Source organism: Ruegeria sp. BA2, assembly GCF_056539605.1.
Genome location: NZ_JBQFVE010000013.1, coordinates 15,967 through 38,237, shown reverse-complemented (window position 1 = coordinate 38,237; position 22,271 = coordinate 15,967). Strand labels below are relative to the sequence as shown.

Here is a 22,271-nt window from a genome sequence, read left to right as displayed (position 1 = left end):
GTAATACTCAGCTACTTGAAACTAAAGTATTTTATGGAATGGGGGTATCGCGCCTTCGGAAGCACCTTCTGAAAAAGCCGAATAATCGATGGCGATTTTTTAGGCGTTTCAATGCAACGGTTCCTACTTTTTCACCGGCGCTGGCTGAGGTAGCGTGCCGGGTATGAGCAGTAATCCTCGATTCATTCACCTCCGCGTTCACACTGAATATTCTCTGCTGGAAGGCGCTGTGCGGCTGAAAAAGCTACCTGGCCTTTGCGAACAGCTGGAGATGCCTGCTGTCGCCGTGACAGACACCAACTCGATGTTCTCGGCGTTGGAGTTTTCCGTCACGGCCAGTGGGGCGGGGATTCAGCCGATCATGGGCTGTCAGGTCGATTTGACCTACCTACAGGCGCAGCCGGGGGAGAAACCCAAAGCGCCTGCGCCCTTGGTTCTGCTGGCGCAATCCGAGGTGGGGTATGAGAACCTGATGAAGCTCAGTTCTTGCCTTTACGTGGACAAGGGTGGGCAGTTGCCTCAAGTCACATTGGAGGAATTGGCAGACCGATCAGATGGTTTGATCTGTTTGACAGGTGGCCCTGATGGGCCGGTTGGCATGCTGTTGCAGCAAGGCCAGCGCCCCGCAGCCGAGGCGTTGATGGATCGCTTGGCACGCATGTTCCCTGAACGCCTGTATGTTGAACTGCAACGCCATCCCGGCGAAGACGGACAGCCCGAAGCCGAACGCCTGACCGAACGCGGCCATGTCGAGATGGCCTATGCCAAGAACCTGCCGCTGGTTGCAACCAATGACGTCTATTTCCCGACCTCTGATATGTATGAGGCCCACGACGCGCTGATCTGTATCGCCGAGGGTGCCTATGTTGACCAGCAGGATGGCCGCCGCCGCCTGACCGCACAGCACTATTTCAAGTCGCAGCAAGAGATGGTGACGTTGTTTGCCGACCTGCCCGAGGCCATCGAGAACACGGTGGAGATCGCCAAGCGCTGCGCATTCATGGCCTATCGCCGAGATCCGATCCTGCCGAAATTCGCTGATGATGAGGTCGCCGAACTGCGCCGGATCGCTAATGAGGGTTTGCAGAAACGTTTGGCCGTGATCCCGCATGCCGTGACGCCGGAGGAATATCAGGAACGGTTGGATTTCGAGCTGGGCATCATCGAAGGTATGGGCTTTCCGGGCTATTTCCTGATCGTTGCCGACTTTATCCAATGGGCTAAGGACCACGACATTCCAGTGGGGCCGGGGCGGGGTTCGGGTGCGGGCTCGCTGGTGGCCTATGCGTTGACAATCACCGACCTTGATCCGCTACGCTATTCGCTGCTGTTCGAACGGTTCCTGAATCCGGAACGGGTCTCGATGCCTGACTTCGATATCGACTTCTGCATGGACCGCCGCGAAGAGGTGATCCGCTATGTGCAGCAGAAATACGGGCGCGATAAGGTGGGGCAGATCATCACCTTTGGTGCGCTTCTGTCGAAGGCCGCCGTGCGCGACATCGGACGGGTGCTACAGATGCCCTATGGGCAGGTGGATCGCTTGTCCAAGATGATCCCGGTTGAGGGGGTGAAACCCGTTTCAATCGAAAAAGCGCTGAAAGACGAACCGCGGCTGCGCGAAGAAGCCCGCAGCGAAGAGGTTGTGGAGCGTCTGCTCACCTATGGCCAACAGGTCGAGGGGCTACTGCGTAACGCCTCAACCCACGCGGCGGGGGTTGTGATCGGGGATCGTCCCCTGGACGCGCTGGTGCCTTTGTATCAGGACCCGCGCTCTGATATGCCTGCCACACAATTCAATATGAAGTGGGTGGAACAGGCCGGGCTGGTGAAGTTTGACTTTCTGGGCCTGAAAACGCTGACCGTGATCCAGAACGCGATGGATTTGATCTTCAAATCCGGGCGCGATTTGCACATCGCGGCAGATGGTACAGAGCTTTACGAACCCGCCGAAGGGGCCGAAAACCAGATCAACGCCATCCCGCTGGATGATGAGGCGACTTACAAACTTTATTCCGCCGCCAAGACCGTCGCAGTGTTTCAGGTGGAATCCTCGGGCATGATGGACGCGCTCAAGCGGATGAAGCCGACATGCATCGAGGATATCGTGGCGCTTGTGGCGTTGTATCGTCCCGGTCCGATGGAGAACATCCCGACCTATTGCGAGGTCAAGAATGGCCTGCGGAAAATCGAATCCGTCCATCCTCTGATCGACCATATCCTTGAGGAAACCCAAGGCATCATCGTCTATCAGGAACAGGTGATGCAGATCGCACAGGTCATGGCTGGGTACAGCCTTGGCGGTGCCGACCTGTTGCGCCGTGCGATGGGTAAGAAGATCAAAGAGGCGATGGATGCCGAGCGCCCGAAATTTGAGAAAGGCGCTGGCGAGAATGGCGTGGATGCTAAGAAGGCCAGCGAAGTCTTCGACCTGCTCGAGAAATTCGCCAACTACGGTTTTAACAAATCCCACGCGGCGGCCTATGCAGTGGTCAGCTATCAGACCGGTTGGCTAAAGGCGAACCACCCGGTCGAGTTCATGGCGGGCGTCATGAATTGCGATATCCATCTGACTGACAAGCTGGCGGTTTACTTCGAAGAGGTCCGCAAGGGGCTTGAATTGCCGTATGTGCCGCCTTGCGTGAACCGGTCTCAGGCGACCTTCGATGTTCACGAAGGGCAATTGGTCTATGCGCTGGGCGCTCTCAAGAATGTGGGTGTCGAAGCGATGAACCTCGTGGTTGAAGGGCGGGCAGACAAACCCTTCGTCAACCTGTTCGACTTTGCCCGCCGTGTTGATCTGAAAAAGGTCGGTAAGCGCCCGCTAGAGATGCTGGCCCGTGCGGGTGCGTTTGATGAGTTGGACAAAAACCGCCGCCGTGTTTTCGAAAGCCTCGATCCGTTGGTGCAGTATTCGGCGGCAATCCATGATCAGAAAAACTCGAACCAGGTATCTTTGTTTGGCGAAGCTGGCGATGACCTGCCGGAACCGCGCCTGTCACCTTCGCCTGACTGGCTGCCCGCAGAACGCCTCAGCGAGGAATTCAAGGCCATCGGATTCTACCTCTCAGGCCACCCGCTGGACGATTATATGCCCGCACTCAAGCGCAAGCAGGTGCTGACCTTGGATGAGGTGATGGAAAAGGCGCGCTCGGGCCCGCTGATCGCCAAGATGGCCGGTGTTGTTGCTGGACGACAAGAACGGAAATCTGCCCGTGGTAACCGGTTTGCCTTCGCCCAGCTTTCTGACCCCTCCGGTGCCTATGAGGTAACATTGTTTTCGGAAACGCTCGAGAAATCGCGCGAGTTTCTGGAAACCGGCGCGCAGGTGGTTCTGACCGCCGAGGCGACTATGGAGGCCGATCAGCTTAAGCTATTGGGTCGATCCGTCGGCCCGGTCGATGCGGTCGTGGCCGAGGCCGGGGCAACAGGCTTGCGGATCTATCTCGATCAGCCAGATGTCTTGCCGACTGTGGCAAAGGTGCTGGAAGATGCAAGCGCTGCAGCCAAGGGGGCTGGTAAAGGACCGATCCAACTGTGCCTGCTTGACCCGGCATTGCCGGGAGAGGTCGAGATGGAATTGGGTCAGGATTTCCCGATCACCCCGCAGATCAAAGGCGCAATCAAATCGCTGGACGGTATCATGTCGGTCGAAGAGATCTAGCAACCGGGTTTGTTGCCACGGCGTTTCTACGGGGCTAGGCTGATTTGATACGTGATACAGGAGGGCATTGATTTGGCACTTTCAGGTATGGGCTCCAAGGCGTTGGTCTTGGCAGGGGCACTTTCGCTTGCCGTAGCAACTGCCGCATTTGCGGATGACAAAAAGAAGAAAAAGACGCTCGAAGGCGCGCTGATCGGTGCCGGTGTCGGCGCATTGGTCGGAGACGGCAAGGGTGCTGCGATCGGCGGTGTGGCTGGCGCGATTATTGGACATAATTGGAAGTGAACATGATGCAGCTTAAACCTATTGTTTTCGCCTCCCTTTTGTTTGCGCCGACATTTGCGTTGGCTGACGACGCTGCCGAGCAAATGGTGCAGGACGCCTTGCCCGTGATGCACTACACCTGCGCCTCAATCACCGAAGAGGCCGACGGCGACGAAGCTTTTGTAGTTGAAGTCGTTGGAAAGATGACGGCCCTGTCACTTTACAACCGCCAGATCAACATCGAAGAGCACGCATCCACCGATGAGGAAAAGACGCAGCTGCGGCAAGCCTTCATCGCTGCGCTATCCGAGGGTTGTGCCGCAGACAAAAACGCCCTGCTGGGCGGTGTGGTCGATAGCGCGGTGAAATCGACGCTGGGGTTGTGAGCCTCAGTAGTGTGGCGGGCGTTCGTCGCCGAAAACAACGCCACCTGAGCCTTCCTGTGCCCGTTCCGCCTCGCGCTGAAGCAACATCTCGACGCGGCGGGTCAGGCGGTCGATCTCGCTCTGTTGGTTTGTGACGACCGAGTTCAACTCTTCGACCGTGCGGGTCAGATGGGCGATCTGTTCTTCCAGATGCTGCATGGGGCTCTCCTTATAGGCGTCTCTTAGCGGCCTCGGCAGCCAGTGACCAGTCAAACCCCGCCTTGCCCCGAAACAGACCATGGGATAGACCGCGCGCGGAACACTAAATCCCAAGGACGCCCCACATGGCCAAGCCCAAGAAACAGCCCCGCCCCAAGGCCGTAACGCCGAAAGGGTTTCGTGACTATTTCGGCGAGGAAGTCACGCAGCGCACCGAGATGCTGCGGACGATTGCGGGCGTGTATCATCGTTACGGGTTTGATGCGCTGGAAAGCAGCGCGGTTGAAACCGTCGAGGCGCTGGGCAAGTTCCTGCCGGATGTGGATCGCCCGAACGAGGGCGTGTTCGCGTGGCAAGAGTTTGATGAAGGCGGCAATGGCGACTGGATGGCGCTGCGCTATGACCTGACCGCACCTCTGGCCCGCGTCTATGCGCAGCACCGCAACGATCTGCCGACTCCTTATCGCCGCTATGCGATGGGTCCGGTCTGGCGGAATGAGAAGCCGGGACCGGGGCGGTATCGCCAGTTTTATCAGTGTGATGCGGATACAGTTGGCACGGCCTCGATGGCCGCAGATGCCGAGATTTGCGCTATGCTGTCGGACACGTTGGAAACCGTTGGCATCCCGCGCGGTGACTATTTGGTACGGGTCAACAACCGCAAGGTTCTGAACGGCGTGCTTGAGGCGATGGGCCTGGGCGAAGACGCCGCTGCCCGCGACAACGTTTTGCGCACAATCGACAAGTTCGACAAGGTTGGCGAGGCTGGCGTGCGTGAACTGTTGACCAGGGGCCGCCTGGATGCATCGGGCGCGTTCATCGACGGCGTGGGCCTGAGCGATGACCAGGCCGAGCCGGTGCTTGCCTTCCTGACTTCCAAGGTCGCTGATACCTCAGGCACCATAGCGAACCTTCGAGCTGCTGTTGGCGATAGCAAGATCGGCGCCGACGGGATTGCCGAGCTGGAACAGATCGGTGCGCTGCTGGCTGCGGGCGGATACGGCTCGGACCGGATCGAGATTGACCCTTCGGTCGTGCGTGGCCTCGGCTATTATACCGGTCCGGTCTATGAGGCCGAACTGACGTTTGAGATTTTCGATGAGAAAGGTCGTAAACGGCAATTCGGGTCCGTCTCGGGTGGTGGCCGATATGACGATCTGGTCAAACGGTTCACTGGGCAAGAAGTGCCTGCGACGGGTATATCCATTGGCGTTGATCGCTTGCTGGCCGCTTTACGAGAAAAGGGTCGGATTGCGGCGCAAGCCACCGGCCCAGTGGTCGTAACCGTGATGGACCGTGACCGGATGGCCGACTATCAAGCGATGGTGGCCGAGCTGCGCAATGCAGGTATCCGGGCTGAGGTTTATCTGGGCAACCCCAAGAACTTTGGCAACCAACTGAAATACGCGGACAAGCGGAACTCACCCATTGCGGTAATCGAAGGTGGTGACGAAAAGGCCAAGGGCATCGTGCAGATCAAGGACTTGATCCTTGGCGCCAAGATCGCCGAAAGCGCCACGCTCGAGGAATGGAAAGAACGCCCCAGCCAGTTTGAGGTGCCGCGCGGCGAGCTGGTCGCAAAAGTGCGCGAGATTTTGGACAGTCAGGACTGATCGATGCCGAACCGTTCCCAAATACAGGCGCGTGCCGCGATGATGCGCGTCCGGTTCGAAGCCGCGGGTGCGCAGGTCGTCGATACGCCTCTGCTGCAACCGGCCGGAACGCTGCTTGACCTATATGGTGAAGATATCCGTGCGCGTGCCTATGTGACGTCGGACGCATTGCGAGGCGAGCAGATGCTGCGCCCGGATTTCACTCTGCCTGTCGTGCAGATGCACATGTCAGAAGGGGCCGAGCCTGCGCGCTATACCTATTCGGGTGAGGTTTTTCGCCGACAGGAGCATGACCCGGACCGGGCCAACGAATACATTCAGGTCGGGTACGAGGTCTTTGATCGCGAAGATCCGGCTGGGGCAGATGCCGAAGTATTTTCCCTGTTTGCCTTGCAATTGCGCGGTTTGCCTTTGCGTGCTGCGACGGGTGATATCGGTATTCTGACCGCAGCCGTGGCAGGGCTGAAGACAACCGAGCGTCGTAAAGCCGCGCTTATGCGGCATCTGTGGCGTCCGCGCCGGTTCCGCGTTTTGCTGGATCGATATTCTGGCGGTAAGCCGGGCCCTGAAGGACGCGATGCGCTGTTGGACGCTGCTGATCCTCTGGCAATAGACGCGCCGATGATCGGCAAGCGCCGCGCACCCGAAATCCTTGAGCGGATCGAGGCGCTGCGCGAAGACCGGGCTGCCCCGCCGATTTCGGACAATGAACTGGCCGGGTTGGAAACGCTGCTGAACGTGCGAGAGACCATGCCCTTTGCATTGGAACAGCTGCGCGACGTGGCGGTTGATTTGCCGCAGATTACTCCTGCTCTGGATCGGCTCGAAGCCCGCATTGCTGCGTTACAAGCGCGGGGTATCGATGTGAGCCGGTTGGATTTCGAAGCGTCTTACGGCAGAACCTCGATGGAATATTACGATGGATTTGTCTTTGGATTTTACGCCGAAGGCCGCCCTGATCTGCCCCCGGTCGCAACCGGGGGCCGCTATGACGCGCTGACTCGACAGTTGGGTGGCGGCTCAGAGATTCCGGCGATCGGGGGTGTGATCCGTCCAGACCTGATGCTGGAAGTCGAGGAGGGTGTGCAATGAGCCTGAAACTAGGCGTGCCCTCGAAGGGCCGGTTGATGGACAAGACTTTCACGTGGTTTGAAAAACGCGGTATCACCTTGTCGCGCAGTGGATCGGATCGGGAATATGCGGGCAAGGTCGACGGGATCGACGGTGTTTCGCTTATCCTTCTCTCAGCTGGTGAGATTCCGCGTGAATTGGCGGCCGGACGCATTCATATGGGTGTGACTGGTATCGATCTGGTTCAAGAAAAACTGCCACGTTGGGAACAACAGGTAGAAGAGATCGCACCGCTGGGGTTCGGCAAGGCCGACCTGATTATCGCAACCCCGGCCTGCTGGGTCGACGTCGATAGTCTGGATGATCTGGATGCAGCAGCGGCAGGTTTTCGGAGAGCACACGGACACCGGTTACGGATCGCGACCAAATATCATCGTTTGGTCCGGGAATTCCTGACCGATGCAGGCGTGGCTGACTACACTTTGGTCGACAGCCAAGGCGCGACCGAAGGCACCGTGGTCAATGAAACCGCCGAGGCAATTGCGGATATCACCTCGACTGGGGAAACATTGCGCGCGAACCACCTGAAGATCCTGTCGGACGGGTTGATCCTGCAATCGCAGGCGACCCTGTGGCGCAGCCGTGTCGCGAAATATGATGCGGGTGAAAAGGCGGTTTTGAACGAGTTGTTGGATCGACTGTCCTAAAGCACCCCGATTTCGGCCAAAGCACGGTTCAGGTCATCGGGCAGGGCATCGTCCTGCTCGCGCATCTTAGGCAGATCGGCGGGCGTGTCTTCGGGTTTCAGATAGCGCCATCCTTGAAATGGCCGTTTCAAAGCATTCTGTGTGCGATGCACTTCAGGGTCAAGAACGATGGCGCAGCGGCGAACGCCATCCTCACCGCGCACCTCGTCCAAACGCAGGATACGCTGCCGGCACTGGATCACGCCTTTGATCACCCAATAGATTGATCCACCGTTTAAAATTTCAGCCTCACGCTTGGGCCACATGCGGGTGACATGGCGCGGGCAGCCGTCCTCATAGAGCGGCTTGCGGCTGTCCTGCCACGCCATCAGCGTGTCGACGCTTTCCGATCCAACCGAAAGTTTGATGAGGTTTACGTACTTATCCACAGTTTTCCCACAGAGTCGTCCCAAGGATGATCCCTATATTGTAGCCCTCATGCGCTTGTCATCAAGGTGTTGTGGTTTAGAATTGCACTGCTGTAATGTAGAGATCCGTCGACGAATCGACGGTAACGTGGCGTAGCTCAAAGGACAGAGCGCCTTGCTTTCGAGTAGTCATGGTTCGCACCTATAGGCTACGGTGAGGAGGATGCGGGTTCAAGTCCCGTCGCCGCGACCAAACTCTTTTTGTGATATGGAGCACCAATGAGCCGCTTTGCCGCCCCCATCGCCGAGCAGATCTGGGACATGAAATACCGCTTCAAACAGGCGGATGGCACACCCATTGATCAGACGGTTGAAGATAGCTGGCGGCGCATCGCCCGAGACCTGGCGCGGGTGGAAAAAGACCCGGCGCATTGGGAAGACAAGTTCTATGAGGCGTTGGAGGATTTCAAATACCTTCCTGCCGGTCGCATCACTGCCGGAGCGGGTACTGCGCGTCAGGTGACCCTGTTCAACTGCTTTGTGATGGGAACGATACCCGACAGCATGGGCGGTATCTTCGATATGCTGAAAGAAGCTGCGCTGACCATGCAGCAGGGCGGGGGGATCGGCTATGATTTCTCGACCATCCGTCCGCGCGGTGCGGATGTGAAAGGCGTCGCGGCAGACGCATCTGGTCCGCTGAGTTTCATGGATGTTTGGGACGCCATGTGCCGGACGATCATGTCTGCAGGCTCACGCCGGGGGGCGATGATGGCGACCATGCGCTGCGACCACCCCGATATCGAACAGTTCATCACCGCGAAATCCGACCCGGCCCGCCTGCGTATGTTCAATATGTCGGTACTAGTGACCGATCCGTTTATGGAGGCCGTCAAAGCCGACGGTCCGTGGGATTTAGTGTTCGACGGCAAAGTCTATCACACCGTTCAGGCGCGTGATCTGTGGAACAAGATCATGCAGGCCACCTATGACTATGCTGAGCCGGGCGTGATTTTCATCGACCGTATCAATCAGGCCAACAACCTGAACTATGTCGAAACCATCGCTGCGACCAACCCTTGTGGTGAGCAACCCCTGCCGCCCTATGGTGCCTGCCTTTTGGGTTCAGTCAATCTGGCGCGGCTGGTGGCCAAACCATTCGAGGATGCGGCGCATTTGGACGAAGAGGCTCTGAAAGAGCTGGTCGGTACTGCGGTGCGGATGATGGACAACGTGGTCGACGCGTCGAAATTCCCTCTGGTCGAACAAGAGGCCGAGGCGCAAGACAAACGTCGGATCGGTCTGGGCGTAACCGGGCTGGCGGATGCGTTGCTGATGCTGGGCCTGCGTTATGGCTCGGACGAGGCGGCGCGTCAGACCGAGCGCTGGTTGCACGCGATCGCGCGCGCCGCGTACCTGGCGTCGGTGCAGTTGGCGAAGGAAAAGGGCGCTTTCCCGCTGTTTGATGCCGAGAATTATCTGGCCAGCGGTACGATGCAGCAGATGGATGAAGATGTGCGTGAGGCAATCCGCGAACATGGTATACGTAACGCCTTGCTGACCTCAATTGCGCCGACGGGCACAATTTCGCTTTATGCAGGCAACGTATCGTCAGGGATCGAACCGGTCTTTGCCTACGCCTATACCCGCAAGGTGCTGCAAAAGGATGGCTCGCGCACCGAAGAAGAGGTGGTGGATTACGCCGTGCAGATGTGGCGCGACAAATTCGGTGACGCCGAGTTGCCCGAGTTCTTTGTCAATGCACAGACGCTGAGCCCATCCGATCACGTCAAGATGCAGGCGGCGGCGCAGAAATGGATCGACAGCTCAATTTCAAAGACGATCAACTGTCCCGAGGACATCAGCTTTGACGCGTTCAAGGACGTCTACATGCAGGCCTGGGATCAGGGTTGCAAAGGCTGTACCACGTATCGCCCGAATGACGTGACGGGTTCGGTGCTGACAGTTTCGGAAAGTGATGACAAGGCTCCGGGTGAAAGCGCGGATGCTCCACATGAGGTCGATGGCGGCGAAGTGGTCTATATGTCCGAACCGTTGGACCGCCCGCAATCTCTGGAAGGTTCGACATACAAGCTTAAGTGGCCGGACAGTGAACATGCAATCTATCTGACCATCAATGACATCGTCATCGGCGGCCGCCGCCGCCCGTTCGAAGTGTTCATCAATTCGAAGAATATGGAACACTACGCCTGGACATTGGCCCTGACGCGGATGATTTCAGCTGTTTTCCGGCGCGGAGGCGACGTGTCCTTTGTGGTTGAGGAATTGAAAGCAGTGTTCGACCCGCGCGGCGGCGCTTGGGTCAAGGGCAAGTACATTCCTTCTATTCTGGCCGCAATCGGCGGAGTGATCGAGCAACACATGGTCAATATCGATTTCCTTGAGGGCGAAGGCATGGGGCTGAAATCTGATCCTCGGGCTCAAGTCGTCAACATGGATGCCCCACGCGGTAAAGCTTGCCCCTCTTGCGGACAGTTCGACATGGTTATGATCGAGGGCTGTATGACGTGCCGAAGCTGTGGGCACTCTAAATGTGGGTGATATAGTGATTTAGCCTTTTAGTTGTGTGGGTGGGCATAAATAGCCCATAAGGTTGATTTTTGCGCCCATTTGAACGGTCTTTAATGCCCGCAGATTCTTAAGACTTTGAAATAAAATAAAAAAGATTCCTGTAGAGTTCTGAGATTGTTCTGCGTTAGGCGACCGTCGATAACATTCGCGCTATTGACCAAGACCAGAAAATCTCAAGACTGTGGCCATGGAACCAAATCGTCTCATACGCGTCACACGCAAAAGCTGACCAGAATGTTGTACTTGCCCAGCAAAACCGCTCGGGCAGTTCCATGGCTATCGGATACCGAATTGATGAAAAACAAATCGCCTATCGAGGAGTCCCCTCAGTACTCCGAATTGAACGCTCGATTTTCCCGTTTTCTGCTGGACTTCCGAAAGGAAAAACTCGCGCAGCAACTCGCCGGAGACGACAAAAACCGTGACGAGATTACTCGCGGAGACTTTCAATCATTCAAAGCGCGGATGACTGAGGGATTAGAACTAACCGATTACGATCTAGATCGTATTCACCGCCGAGTATTGTCTGTACTTCTCCGCCCCGAAGCGGGCTCTGAGCTACAAGACGAATGAGGCCGGAAGGCGTGAAACTGGCGTGTAGACCAATCTGACGTTCACACAATCAAGTAAACCAGTTCTCGGTTCAGTGTGACGCTCTGTGGCGTGGTCGAAGATTCCGTATGTCGATGCACTAACAATCAATTTGGACCAGTCAGATGAGGCTGCTCATGAGGAACTCTTTGAGAAGGTCATCGACCGGTTATACGATCAGCTTGTTGCGGGTGACGCGCGCTACATTTTCAAGGTCATGGTGGCCGAAGGTCACGATCACTCTGAAATCGTTGCCTTCTACCATCGTGAGATTTTTTCAAAAGGTGACGCGACCTTGCGCCGCCTGATCAGCACCGGGGTCGAGCGTGGCGAGCTCAGCCAACAGGCTTCAGGTTTGGATCCGCGGACCATTATTGCGCCAGTAATTTTTGCAGGTATCTGGAGCCTGATTTTCAGCGAAATTGATCCCATGGATGTGGAAAAATTCAAGCGAGACCATGCAAGCATTTTAATGCGGGGCTTGCTCAAGCGAGAGGACGAAAAATGAATTCAGGCACATACCAGTGTGTATTGGTAAATCAAACGCCGAGGATACCGGTTGCGCGAGGCGATTGGCGAGAAAAAGGTCGCTATGGCGGATTTGGAGGCATGAAATGACGTACGAACTATGGCTGGTTTATTTGGCTGCTGCGGTTGGATTATCCCTGACCCCTGGTCCGAATGGGTTGTTGTCCCTGACACATGGGGCCTGTTACGGCTTCCGCCCGACTGTTTCCACCGTTTTGGGCGGAGCGCTTGGGTTCTTCCTACTGATCGCGATTTCTCTGGCTGGCTTTGGCACTTTGCTCGCTGCATCGGAGCGCGCTTTTCTCGTCGCGAAATGGATCGGTGCCGCATATCTCGTCTATCTTGGTATTCGGGTTTGGCGCTCCGCACCCCCCGATTTTGGTGCGGCAACCGGTTTGGCGAGAGCAAATGATATCGGGTCATATAAGATGTTCCAGCAGGGATTCCTTGTCGCCGTTTCTAACCCAAAGGGCCTCTTGTTCTTTGCTGCGTTCCTTCCACAGTTCATGGTCGCGGGATCGCCCTTCCTGCTACAGCTCGCTGTATTTGGCGGAACGTTCGTACTCGTTGAGGTTGTCTATGAGCTTTTACTGGCAGGATTTGCGCAGCGCATTGCGCCCTGGCTTGCCCGAAGCGGGCGATGGTTCAACAGGATCACCGGTGGCGCGTTTGTGGGAATCGGAGCGGCGCTCGCATCGGCGTCAAAGTAGGCCAAATGCCATTTGGCTTGGCAGTTATGCGGTTAGAAGACTGATAATCGCGGCGGCGAAATCAACAGGGTTTAATCCATGAGATCAAACACCGGCATGCGCCAGTTTTTGGTGCCTGACCCAGCTGGGCCTGGACCGATACCAGTTGTTTTGTTCTACCCCTGCGACGCAAAAACGGCACCGCAGAAGGTCGGACCTTATGCATTCACCGCAGCGCGAGATGCTGCGCCCACACTTGTCAAAGCTCCGCTGATCGTGATGTCGCATGGCAATGGTGGATCGCCTTGGGTTCACCGGGACTTGGCCATGGGGCTTGCAGCGATGGGTGCTTTTGTCATTCTGCCGGAGCATGTGGGAAAAAGCCGATCTGACAATAGCCTGGATAGTACTCAGGAGAACCTCATCAACCGCCCTCGACAGCTGAAACTGTGTGTGGAGCACCTATGCCGCTCCGAAGAGTTTGGGCCTTACATCACCGAGACGCACGGTATCGGACATTCAATCGGCGGTTACACCGTGTTGGCGGCCGCTGGTGCCAAGCCATATGCTGGACCACATGAAACACAATCCGGCAAAGCAGAAGAAATTGGTGTTGAACGCACATGTTTTGCGTCGGTTGTGGTATTTGCACCGGCAACTCCGTGGTTTCAGGGCGCGGATTCACTTTCAGAATTTGATACCCTGACGCTGATGCTCACGGCTGAACTGGACGAAGTCACCTCTGAGTTCCACGCAGGCGTTCTTTCCTCAGGCTTGCAGCGATCAGATCTTCTCACGCACAAAGCTATTCCGGGTGCCGGTCATTTCTCATTCCAGAGCCCATTTCCTCCGCAAATGACTCGCCCTCAGTTTCTGCCATCACAGGATCCGATTGGGTTTGATCGCGCTGCATTTCAGTTAGAGTTGCTTGCGATAGTTAGTCAATTCTTGAAGATTTGCCCGTAGCGGGAAATGAAACGCTCGCCAACTTTCAGATATTGGCTGCGTACGAGTACTCTTTCGAATGGGTAGTCGTTCAATTACGGTTTCGGTGACTTTCGGAGATGCACAAATTGGACATGGCCCGGTTTTCCGAACGCCTGATGGGCATGAAGGATGCGGTATGGCTGCGTCACGCCAATCCATGGTCAGTTTGGACGCGCGTACTGACGCCATTACCGCTTTTGGCGTTGGCGATCTGGAGCCGGGCTTGGATTGGTGGCTGGGCTTGGTCGGCTGTTGCAATCGTTCTTATCTGGATCTGGCTAAACCCGCGCGTCTTCCTGCAACCCAATCGTTTCGACAGCTGGGCGGCACAAGGAGTTCTCGGTGAACGTGTCTGGCTACGCCATCGTGAGAAAGTTGCCGAGCATCACAAACGTGTCGCGAACGTTCTGGCGGTCGGAAGCAGCCTGGGACTAATACCTTTCGCGTACGGACTTTGGACATTCGATATCGGCTTCACATGCCTTGGCATCGTTTTGATTGCAGGTGGCAAAATGTGGTTTGTGGATAGAATGGTCTGGGTTTGGCGCGACTTCCAAAGTGACGGAGGATCGATTGAAGACTTGGAGACAGATCGATAAAGATTTGGCTCTGAGGAAAAGACGCGTACTGAAATCAGGACTGTATGTGCAGCTCCATTCGTCGGCAGTACCGTACCACCCCGAATAAATTCAGTTCTTGCTTTCCATCTTATGCGCCATTTCGCACAGTTGGCTGGATTCAGCTATAAAGGCGGTTTTCAATACCGAACCGCACAAATATCCCGATGCGGACATAGCGAGCATTGCGAAAAACTCTCCAAAATCTATGACTAATGGGTGTGAGTACAGGTGCAGTATCTATATGTCCCGGCTGCAAAGTGAAGCTGCCAATCATCGACGGCCCGACCCACAATTACATGGGAGGTTCGGCGGCCTTTTTTTGAATTCTTCAATCAAATCTTAGCCTGCGAATATAGTGATCGGACATTGCTGCAAACACATCGCATGACCGTCGATACATATGCAGTTCAGCATCCAGGCTGCGGCGATACCCGACGACAAATCCAATCGGTTGGGTTGCATCTCGCAAGGTTAGGTTTGCAACTCACGTCTCAGATACCGCCAAAAGAAACAAATGAGGTAATGCTTGGCCTTGGAAAATACAAACATACACTCGAATACCTAGATCCTCCCGAACAGTATGCAATGACGGTCGCAGATGTGGCACCTCATGCGGGTTCCGGGGCCCACTCTAAATTGGTCCGAGAGTGGGCTAACGTGACTTGGGAAGACTGGTCGGCACATCACTCCTACATTCGCAGTTGGACTGCGAAATGGGTCTAGGATTAGCTTTTTTGCCTTTCGCATCTTTGGTTGCTCTAAGCCCAAGGCGGACATACAAAAGTAGACGTCACAGTCTCCTGATTGCGGAACAAGAGCCCCATTGGCTGTTTTGAAATGAAAATCCACCTCACAACTTCGCGCGGCTCGATGCAGATATAGCCGACGCACTTTGCATATGGATTTGGATCAGTTTTGACGTCCATTCACCTCGCCGTCACGCTGGTCTGGCCCTCTCCAGAGCAAGCACTGCGTCTTTGACATAAGCTCTTTGACCATCAGGTCCTGTAGCTTCTCGGCGAAAGGGTCCGACAAAAACCTGCCGCCATTCGGTTGGATCAAGGCCTATTTCCGCAAGTCGGTTTTCGGCCGTGATCTCTGGTTCGCTTGGATCGCTCCATGACCACGGCGCATAGGTTTGGTGCGTAGCGATTAGTAAAAGCCCGGATGGCAGTACCAACGATGCGGCGGCCTGCAAGACTTCTGTGCGCGGAAAGTCGAACGGGGTTTGCAGAAAAAGGGCTGAAACAAGCTCGAACGAACCCGTCGGCAAGCTTCTGGATAAATCGTGCTGTTCGAACGTGACACGATCAGTCACTCCGTTCCGAGCGGCGTTTTCAGATGCAATGTCGAGAGCTGCTTTGGAGATGTCGACGCCCAGAACTTGCCAACTTTGCTGCGCCAGCCAAACGACGTCGTCTCCTTTGGCGCAGCCCAGATCAAGCGCCTGACCCGGTGCGAGTCCTTCGGCGAATTGTTTAAGGACCTTTGAAGGCACACCGGATGTTTCAGGTGACGCGTTGCCATAGATCTCCTCCCAAAATTCTACAGGCGTTTTCGATCCGAGATCAGGCCTTTGCATGTTCGTTTTCCTTCTATGACAGTTTCAATGAGACGAGACTCAGCCCCGCGAAAAGCGCAAACGGCACCCAGAGCGCGACTTTCAAGGCTTCGATGTATGTTGAAGCGTCAGGAGCTTTGCCCAACGCGACGACAAAGACTTGCCCAACAAGGGCAATGCCCAAGGCTATTCCGATCTGCTGAAAAGCCTGTAGCGCACCGGAACCTGCCCCAGCCTCGGTCTGCAGCACTTCCTTGAGGACCAGTTGGTAGAGAACCACGGTGGCTGTCCCGACCCCGGCACCAACCAGGACCAAGGGTGCCCAGATCATGAGGAGGGGCACATCGGGGGCAATGGCCAAATGGAGCCCAATCATGCCGCCAAGCAATGAGACCAAGCCGAGTGTGACACGACGCCCCAGGAACCGATTGCCCAAGCGACTCGACAGGATAGATGCACCCATGATGCTGAGGGGGTGCGCAGCGAGAGCGAGGCCAGCACCGTCAGGCGGCATCCCAAGCCCAAGTTGCAGGACTATAGCCAAAACCACGATTGGTCCGGCAATTCCAATGAACATGAGCGTGACGATCCCGACCCGCACGAGAAAACGGGTATTGGTCAGCAGTGAGACAGGGAGGAGTTGCGGCCGGCCCATCTGCGCGCTGCGAAACTGGAGCCGCAGCAAAGCGACCCCGCTTCCGACGGACAATGCAATCGGGCCAAAAAGCCATATAGGCCATCCCAAAGCCTGCCCTTCGATCATGGGGTAAAGAAGCGCTAGAGCTGCAATTGCAAAGAGAAGCGCGCCCAGCCAATCGACGGTTTGTTCGCTGGCTTTTGGGCTTGCAGGAACAAACGCGTACACCCCTGCGAACGCGATCAGACCTATGGGTAGGTTTATCAGAAAAATCATGCGCCATCCCAGTCCCCACAGGTCGGCTGAGACCAGAAAACCGCCGATCAGGGGCCCCGCCATAGCCCCCAAGGCCGTCACCATACCGAAGAGGCCAATGGCCTTGGCCTTCTGCTCTTCCGGAAAGCTTTCGTGCAGGATTGCAAGCACCTGTGGCATCATCATCGCCGCCATCAGACCCTGAAAGAACCGCGCGAGGATCAGCACCCCAATCGAGGGCGCGAAGCCGCACGCGGTCGAGGCGATAAGGAAGCCAAGAAGCCCAACCAGGAAAAGTTGGCGCCGTCCGAAGGCATCGCCGAAACGGCCGAATGGTAGGAGGCCAGCGGCAAAGGTCAGGACATAGACCACCAGCGTCCATTGCAGGCCGCTGTGCGAAACAGAGAACTCTGTCTGGATCGCGGGAAGCGCGAGATTGATGATCGTGGTGTCCAGCATATTGATGAAGGCTGCAGCGAACAGGAACGCTGCTGCCAGCCAGTGCCGCGAAAGGACGCCATCTTGAGGCGGTGAAGTGAGAGAGTATGCCATTGTGGTGACTCCTTCTACGGAGGAACGAAGTAACGTAACTTTATAAGTAACGTGATCTGCCGTGTCAATATCATGTGCTTTTATTTGTCACATGACTGTACTTACCTTAAACTGCCGGGTGGGGAGGAACCGATGAGAACAGACAGCCGACTATCCCGCGTTTTGCACGTCCTGATGCACCTTGGAGAGACCGATGAACCGATGACATCGGAACTGATCGGGCAAATGCTCAATACCAATCCCTCCCTAGTTCGACGCACGATGGGGCTTTTGCGCAAGGCAGGTATCGTTGGTTCGTCGAAAGGGCATGGCGGCGGTTGGTATCTTGAGAAACCGCTGGCAGATCTGTCGCTAACAGATGTCTACTCTGCTTTAGACGAGCCCAAACTCTTTGCAATTGGCGCGTCTGATGACACGCCAACTTGCTTGTTAGAGCGATCAGCAAATGCCGCGACGCAAAGGGCACTTGATGCGGCACGAGAGAGTTTCTTGCAAACCCTTGCCAGTCAGAGTGTTGCAGACCTCATAGAGCTATCACGCGCCGAAATCGCAGCATACCAGGCGCGGGCATCGAGCGATTTAGAATAGCAGGTGGTCAATGAATCGTATTGGCAGCCGAGGTTCGCTGTCCCACGTCACACACATTGATCACGCATCGATGAATGCCAGAAGATAGGCACTAAATTTGATCCTTTGAACTCGGATTGTGCTTGGGCTGGTACGAATCACGGCATCAAAGCGGCGGCCGATACAGCGGTTGCCGCCGCCCCAGTTCGGCCAATCTTGGGTGGGTGCAAAGGGCGTCATGAACTTGTCTTTCGTTGGCGGATGTCAGACAGCCACTTGCACCACCATTTCCACCTCGATCTGAAGCTCAGGACCTGCAAGAGCGGTTACTCCAATGCCGGTCAGGCTCGGCTTTGCGCCGTTTAGAAAACGCAGGATGGCGCCCATTGCGATCTCTTGTGTCTCGTCCCGCAGGTCAGTCATGTAGACGCGCATCTGGATGATGTCGTCAGACGTCGCCTGAAGCGCATCGAGCGCTCCTTGCAGGTTCTCGATGACGATAGCAGTCTGCTCGACTAACGATGTGGGCGTTGGTATCCCATCAGGCCGCCATGCAACCTGACCAGATACAAATGCAAGTGCACCGGGATGCGCGATGGAGATTTGCGAATACCCGACCTTGCTCGCATCTGGCAGCGATGGTGGGTTCATACGATCAATTGCTGTGGACATGTCTTTCTCCATTTGTGGACTGTCTCGGCGAAAGACCTAGGCGCTACAAGTGACGAATGGAAATCGCTTCAGATACGAACTTCATGCTACAAAGGGTCATGATTGGATCGAAAGTGAATGACATCCTCCTGTTTCTCACGGTTGTCGAGACCGGGAGCTTCGTGGCCGCCGGAAAGATGTTTGGGCTGTCACGATCCACGGCCGGAAAGGCCATCGCGCGACTGGAGGATGGATACGGTGCCCGGCTCTTGAACCGAAACACGCGCGCAATGGGCCTGACCGAAGAAGGCAAGCGCCTTTATGAACACGGGCTAGCTATTCGTGAAGCAATCGAAGCCGCCGACGATAGCATCGCCAGTGATAGCGGCGTGCCGCGCGGCGTCTTGAGAATAACGGCTCCGGACGCGCTTGGACGAATGCTCTTGCTGCCCACGGTGCGCCGATATCTTGACACCTGGCCTGATACCCAAATCGAAATGTCGCTCTCTGATAGGGTCGACAACATCGTCGAAAAGGGGTTTGACCTTGCAATCCGGATCGGTGTGAGCTCTCCCGATCAGGGCTTCATCACGCGTACGCTTCTCCGGGATGAAGCAGTCTTATGTGCCGCGCCGACCTATTTTAAGGAGCGCTATAGACCGCTGAACGTTGAACAGCTTACGCGCCACAATCTGCTTCAGTTCGCAAGCCGGAACGAACGGCAGGGTTGGCATCTGCAAGAAGATGACGGCACTTGGGTTCGCGCTCAGGGGCAAGTCCGTCTCCGTCTCGACAGCGCAGAGGCCCTGCGCGCGACGGCATTGGAAGGCCTTGGCATCGCATTATTGCCACAACTTCTGGTCGGCACCGACATTGCAGAGGGTCGTCTTGAGAAGGTTCTGCCCCAACTCGACCACGGTCAGCTTCCGATCCTGGCACTTTATCCACACAAGCGTCTGCTGGAGCCACGTGTGCGGCGCTTCATCGACATGCTGAGTGAGGATCTCCAGAAGCTTCGTTCCGGCAAAGGGAGTTAGTCCGAGTTTCCAAAGTTCATTGCGATGCGGAACTCTGGAAGAAAGGGCTTCGTGTCGTCGTTCCCTACGTTTTGCGTAAATGAGCGGTCGCAGCCCAAACCTAAGTAACTTAGTATTCGTGCTGCCCATCAAAATCGGCCTTCCCAATATTGAGTCCGGCGTGGCGTAATCCCGCATACGCCTGGGATAAGTGAAACAGCATGTTTGGAAAGGCAAAGCGGATAACGTAATCGGCGGCAGATTGTTTCAATTTCGCTTTTCCGGCGACATGGGTGACTTCTGAATTCCAATCAAATGAAGGTGCAGAGGACAGAGCTTCAGAAACGTCTTGGTACAACTTCCTAAGGCTCGACAAACTGTAGGGTTCTACGATTTCAGGTACTGGATGACCGGCAGGAAGGCAAAGGGCACGCGCGGCAAACTGGATGGCCACTGCGAGATGGAATCCAGTGTCAAACGTATCCGGAGCAAGTTGGACCGCAAGGAGTTCTTTCGAATTTGGTTGCGTGGCGACAGTCTCTATCAGCTTACTGGTCTGCTCCAGATAGTACTCAATTGCTGGAGAAAGAGCATCGTCAAATTGCGAATTTCCGATCATCGAGATCTCCTGTTAAGTGGATCTATTTTCCAAAGTTATATCCTCGCTCTATGTTTCGGCAGCATCGGCAAAACACGTGTCGAAATAGACAATACTGTTCGAGCCAACGCGAAGATCAGCTAAGGACACACGCATCTCACATGTTCGCTGTCTCAGCCACTCGTATCTTGATATCTTTTCTCTGCGTCCATGCTTCCATGTTTTGCTGAACGAACTGATCGATAGAGGTTGGCCGTGATCCGGTCAGCTTCAGAACACTGTCAGTGACGCGATCCTCTGACCCGCCAGCAATTACACCGTCCATTGCGGCCAGCGTTCTTGCGTACTCTTCCGGCAATCCCAGGCTTTGATGACGCTCTGCCAGTTCATCGACGGTTAGGCGATGATGGGTGATCTTCCGCCCCAATTGATTGCTTAGTGTTTCGGCAACGACATCATAAGAAATCGCTTCCGGGCCAGTGAGTACATAGCCCGTGTTTTCGACTGAGGGAGTGACCAGCAGCGCCGTTGCACAGGCTGCTATATCGCCAGCATCGATAAAGCCAACTCGGCCGTCATCTGTCGCTGTGTAGATGGCTGACTCGTCGCGAATGGGATCTCGGTGATGAAGCTCTGAAAAGTTCTGCATGAACCAGGTTGGACGCAGAACGGCCCATTCTGGAGCGTTGGAGCGCAGCCAAGCGTGGACTGCGCCCATCATGGGCCCTCCCTCTTCCAAAGAAGAGGCACTGAGCAGCACGAAGCGTTGGACGCCCGCGGAAAGTGCCGCCTCAAGACCGGGCTGCATTGCTCCCAGTGAATCCACGGTGTCCGTGGGTGCTACGAGATAAACAGCTCTGACGCCTTCAAACGCGGCATCAAATGTCGATGGGTCTTTCCAGTCAAAGCGCGCATCGTTTTCACCTTTTGGGCTACGTGTGCCTACGCGCGGAGAGACGCCTTTTGCTTTCAACTGTTCGACAACGCGGCTGCCGGTTTTCCCAGTACCGCCGGTAACAAGAATGGAGTTAGCCATCGATAAATTCTCCCAGTTTGGATTTCAGAACTTCGACGCCTCCGACAGCATTCAGCAGAACCAGAGGGTTCCAGTAGTCGCGGTAACGGGTGATACGTCCGTTCTTTACCTCAATGACCGAGATGTAGTTTTGGTCATAACGCCCGACTTCGCCTGCACCTTTGCAGGAGAATTCCAACACAAAGGTTTCGCCGTCTTTGGCAACATGGGTGACAGCCGGGCTCATGGATTCAAAGCTGATGAGGCCTCCGGCTTTTGGCAGATAGGCGGCCATCGTGTCTCGGCCGCGGAGTTCTCGCACTGAGCCTTCTGGCGCAAACGGGAACTCGAAGACAATGCCTTCATCACACATGTCCAGGAAGCTCTCACCTGCATCTGCAATGATTGCATCTCCAAGGGCACCGCGCAGCATCGCGCCAAAGCTTGGTATCGTGTTCGTATCAGACATGATCTCTCCTAACTTCGTAATGGTGGATTTTGAGGGGGTCGAAAGGTGTGGTGTGAGTGGTGGCTTGGGTCATGGTGCTTTTCCGAATTGCATGATGAGAACGCCTGCAATCGACAGCATTGCACCTGTTATGCGATAGAAGTCCGCTGGTCGAGAAGCGTTCCCCAGAAGCCCGTTCTGGTCGAGGATGAGTGCCATCGTCATTTGTCCGGCAACGATTGCGGCAATAAAAGCGGCGGCCCCAAAGCGTGGGATCAGAACCATGGTCGCCATCACGTAAACGACACCGATCACACCTCCTACCCACGCCCAGGGAGGAGCCGCATATAATGATGATAAGGTTGGCAGTGTTGGACGGAGCCAAGCAATCCCGCCCACCAGGCAAACGAATGAAATTCCAAACGACAACAGGGTTGCCCAGAGCGGGTGGCTGGCAGCACGGCTGAGCTCTGCGTTCATTCCGGCATGGATGGGTATCAAGGCCCCGCAAAGCAAAGGCGCAAACCACAGAAGTGCGATTTTCGGATCCATCTTCGCGTCCTTTCTTCAGCCGCCAAAAACGGGTTGCGGTATCGACAAGTTTGCCTCAAAGTACAACGGAACGTTACCGTTTCGTCCTATATAAGGGAGAAT

Annotated in this window: 25 protein-coding genes and 1 tRNA gene; 16 read left to right on the top strand and 10 right to left on the bottom strand. The window is 55.7% G+C overall.

Going from position 1 to position 22,271, the window contains the following annotated elements:
* The first annotated feature begins 163 nt into the window (after positions 1-163).
* The 3 genes from dnaE (at position 164) to ACR0NN_RS20510 (ending at position 4,314) form a co-directional block, all read left to right on the top strand.
* The gene (gene dnaE, locus ACR0NN_RS20520) at positions 164-3,664 is read left to right on the top strand and encodes a DNA polymerase III subunit alpha (RefSeq protein WP_170723705.1); all 3,501 of its coding nucleotides are present in this window, start codon (positions 164-166) and stop codon (positions 3,662-3,664) included.
* Positions 3,665-3,736: 72 nt separating this feature from the next.
* Complete coding sequence (locus ACR0NN_RS20515) at positions 3,737-3,949, top strand: YMGG-like glycine zipper-containing protein (protein WP_480685424.1); 213 nt, start codon at positions 3,737-3,739, stop codon at positions 3,947-3,949.
* 2 nt (positions 3,950-3,951) lie between these two features.
* Positions 3,952-4,314 (top strand): YmgD family protein, encoded by a 363-nt coding sequence (locus ACR0NN_RS20510; protein ID WP_170723704.1) that lies wholly within the window; start codon positions 3,952-3,954, stop codon positions 4,312-4,314.
* A 3-nt stretch (positions 4,315-4,317) separates the two neighbouring features.
* Here ACR0NN_RS20510 and ACR0NN_RS20505 read toward each other — a convergent pair whose 3' ends face one another.
* On the bottom strand, positions 4,318-4,512 hold the full coding sequence (locus ACR0NN_RS20505; RefSeq protein WP_010443294.1) for a SlyX family protein: 195 nt from the start codon (positions 4,510-4,512) through the stop codon (positions 4,318-4,320).
* Between the two features lie 125 nt (positions 4,513-4,637).
* Between ACR0NN_RS20505 and hisS the strand changes: the two genes are divergently transcribed.
* From hisS to hisG, 3 genes are read left to right on the top strand one after another with little or no spacing between them, the layout of a single operon-like run.
* The gene (hisS, locus tag ACR0NN_RS20500; RefSeq protein ID WP_170723703.1) at positions 4,638-6,125 is read left to right on the top strand and encodes a histidine--tRNA ligase; all 1,488 of its coding nucleotides are present in this window, start codon (positions 4,638-4,640) and stop codon (positions 6,123-6,125) included.
* 3 nt (positions 6,126-6,128) lie between these two features.
* Positions 6,129-7,217 carry an ATP phosphoribosyltransferase regulatory subunit gene (locus ACR0NN_RS20495; RefSeq protein WP_170723702.1) on the top strand — a complete coding sequence of 363 codons (1,089 nt, stop codon included), beginning with the start codon at positions 6,129-6,131 and terminating at the stop codon, positions 7,215-7,217.
* The gene (hisG, locus tag ACR0NN_RS20490) at positions 7,214-7,903 is read left to right on the top strand and encodes an ATP phosphoribosyltransferase (RefSeq protein WP_170723701.1); all 690 of its coding nucleotides are present in this window, start codon (positions 7,214-7,216) and stop codon (positions 7,901-7,903) included. Before ACR0NN_RS20495 ends, hisG begins: the two co-directional genes overlap by 4 nt.
* On the opposite strand, the gene ACR0NN_RS20485 is transcribed toward hisG, so the two are convergent.
* Entirely contained in the window at positions 7,900-8,331 is a 432-nt protein-coding gene (locus ACR0NN_RS20485; protein ID WP_170723700.1) for a DUF1489 domain-containing protein, read from the bottom strand. The genes hisG and ACR0NN_RS20485 overlap by 4 nt on opposite strands.
* A gap of 126 nt (positions 8,332-8,457) precedes the next feature.
* Here ACR0NN_RS20485 and ACR0NN_RS20480 point away from each other — a divergent pair.
* From ACR0NN_RS20480 to ACR0NN_RS20445, 8 genes are all read left to right on the top strand, one after another.
* Positions 8,458-8,563, top strand: a tRNA-OTHER gene (locus ACR0NN_RS20480).
* A gap of 26 nt (positions 8,564-8,589) precedes the next feature.
* Entirely contained in the window at positions 8,590-10,872 is a 2,283-nt protein-coding gene (locus tag ACR0NN_RS20475) for an adenosylcobalamin-dependent ribonucleoside-diphosphate reductase (RefSeq protein WP_170723699.1), read from the top strand.
* A gap of 324 nt (positions 10,873-11,196) precedes the next feature.
* The gene (locus ACR0NN_RS20470; protein ID WP_170723698.1) at positions 11,197-11,475 is read left to right on the top strand and encodes a hypothetical protein; all 279 of its coding nucleotides are present in this window, start codon (positions 11,197-11,199) and stop codon (positions 11,473-11,475) included.
* 85 nt (positions 11,476-11,560) lie between these two features.
* Positions 11,561-12,001 (top strand): TetR family transcriptional regulator C-terminal domain-containing protein, encoded by a 441-nt coding sequence (locus ACR0NN_RS20465; RefSeq protein WP_170723697.1) that lies wholly within the window; start codon positions 11,561-11,563, stop codon positions 11,999-12,001.
* A gap of 106 nt (positions 12,002-12,107) precedes the next feature.
* Positions 12,108-12,731 carry a LysE family transporter gene (locus tag ACR0NN_RS20460; protein ID WP_170723696.1) on the top strand — a complete coding sequence of 208 codons (624 nt, stop codon included), beginning with the start codon at positions 12,108-12,110 and terminating at the stop codon, positions 12,729-12,731.
* 78 nt (positions 12,732-12,809) lie between these two features.
* Positions 12,810-13,676 (top strand): alpha/beta hydrolase family protein, encoded by an 867-nt coding sequence (locus ACR0NN_RS20455; protein WP_480685421.1) that lies wholly within the window; start codon positions 12,810-12,812, stop codon positions 13,674-13,676.
* Between the two features lie 113 nt (positions 13,677-13,789).
* The gene (locus tag ACR0NN_RS20450; RefSeq protein ID WP_480685419.1) at positions 13,790-14,296 is read left to right on the top strand and encodes a DUF6653 family protein; all 507 of its coding nucleotides are present in this window, start codon (positions 13,790-13,792) and stop codon (positions 14,294-14,296) included.
* Positions 14,297-14,608: 312 nt separating this feature from the next.
* Positions 14,609-15,040: a DUF5946 family protein gene (locus tag ACR0NN_RS20445; protein ID WP_480685465.1), complete on the top strand. Its 432-nt coding sequence runs from the start codon at positions 14,609-14,611 to the stop codon at positions 15,038-15,040.
* Positions 15,041-15,254: 214 nt separating this feature from the next.
* Here the strand turns inward: ACR0NN_RS20445 and ACR0NN_RS20440 are convergent, their stop codons facing one another.
* Both ACR0NN_RS20440 and ACR0NN_RS20435 read right to left on the bottom strand, forming a co-directional pair.
* Positions 15,255-15,899 carry a class I SAM-dependent methyltransferase gene (locus ACR0NN_RS20440; RefSeq protein WP_170723694.1) on the bottom strand — a complete coding sequence of 215 codons (645 nt, stop codon included), beginning with the start codon at positions 15,897-15,899 and terminating at the stop codon, positions 15,255-15,257.
* Between the two features lie 13 nt (positions 15,900-15,912).
* Positions 15,913-17,322 (bottom strand): MFS transporter, encoded by a 1,410-nt coding sequence (locus ACR0NN_RS20435; protein WP_170723693.1) that lies wholly within the window; start codon positions 17,320-17,322, stop codon positions 15,913-15,915.
* A gap of 72 nt (positions 17,323-17,394) precedes the next feature.
* Between ACR0NN_RS20435 and ACR0NN_RS20430 the strand changes: the two genes are divergently transcribed.
* Positions 17,395-17,910, top strand: a complete 516-nt coding sequence (locus ACR0NN_RS20430; RefSeq protein WP_480685464.1) for an RrF2 family transcriptional regulator — start codon at positions 17,395-17,397, stop codon at positions 17,908-17,910.
* Between the two features lie 60 nt (positions 17,911-17,970).
* Here the strand turns inward: ACR0NN_RS20430 and ACR0NN_RS20425 are convergent, their stop codons facing one another.
* A complete protein-coding gene (locus tag ACR0NN_RS20425) occupies positions 17,971-18,129 on the bottom strand; it encodes a hypothetical protein (protein WP_170723691.1) in 159 nt (52 codons plus the stop codon).
* A gap of 24 nt (positions 18,130-18,153) precedes the next feature.
* Positions 18,154-18,561 (bottom strand): RidA family protein, encoded by a 408-nt coding sequence (locus ACR0NN_RS20420; RefSeq protein ID WP_170723690.1) that lies wholly within the window; start codon positions 18,559-18,561, stop codon positions 18,154-18,156.
* Positions 18,562-18,644: 83 nt separating this feature from the next.
* Between ACR0NN_RS20420 and ACR0NN_RS20415 the strand changes: the two genes are divergently transcribed.
* Complete coding sequence (locus ACR0NN_RS20415) at positions 18,645-19,577, top strand: LysR family transcriptional regulator (protein ID WP_480685416.1); 933 nt, start codon at positions 18,645-18,647, stop codon at positions 19,575-19,577.
* Between the two features lie 109 nt (positions 19,578-19,686).
* Here ACR0NN_RS20415 and ACR0NN_RS20410 read toward each other — a convergent pair whose 3' ends face one another.
* The 4 genes from ACR0NN_RS20410 to ACR0NN_RS20395 form a co-directional block, all read right to left on the bottom strand.
* Complete coding sequence (locus ACR0NN_RS20410) at positions 19,687-20,175, bottom strand: DUF1993 family protein (RefSeq protein WP_170723689.1); 489 nt, start codon at positions 20,173-20,175, stop codon at positions 19,687-19,689.
* 136 nt (positions 20,176-20,311) lie between these two features.
* Positions 20,312-21,190: an ergot alkaloid biosynthesis protein gene (locus ACR0NN_RS20405; protein ID WP_170723688.1), complete on the bottom strand. Its 879-nt coding sequence runs from the start codon at positions 21,188-21,190 to the stop codon at positions 20,312-20,314.
* Entirely contained in the window at positions 21,183-21,638 is a 456-nt protein-coding gene (locus ACR0NN_RS20400) for a nuclear transport factor 2 family protein (RefSeq protein ID WP_170723687.1), read from the bottom strand. The genes ACR0NN_RS20405 and ACR0NN_RS20400 overlap by 8 nt, the downstream gene beginning before the upstream one ends.
* Positions 21,639-21,707: 69 nt before the next feature.
* Entirely contained in the window at positions 21,708-22,169 is a 462-nt protein-coding gene (locus ACR0NN_RS20395) for a DMT family transporter (protein ID WP_170723686.1), read from the bottom strand.
* Positions 22,170-22,271 lie beyond the last annotated feature (102 nt).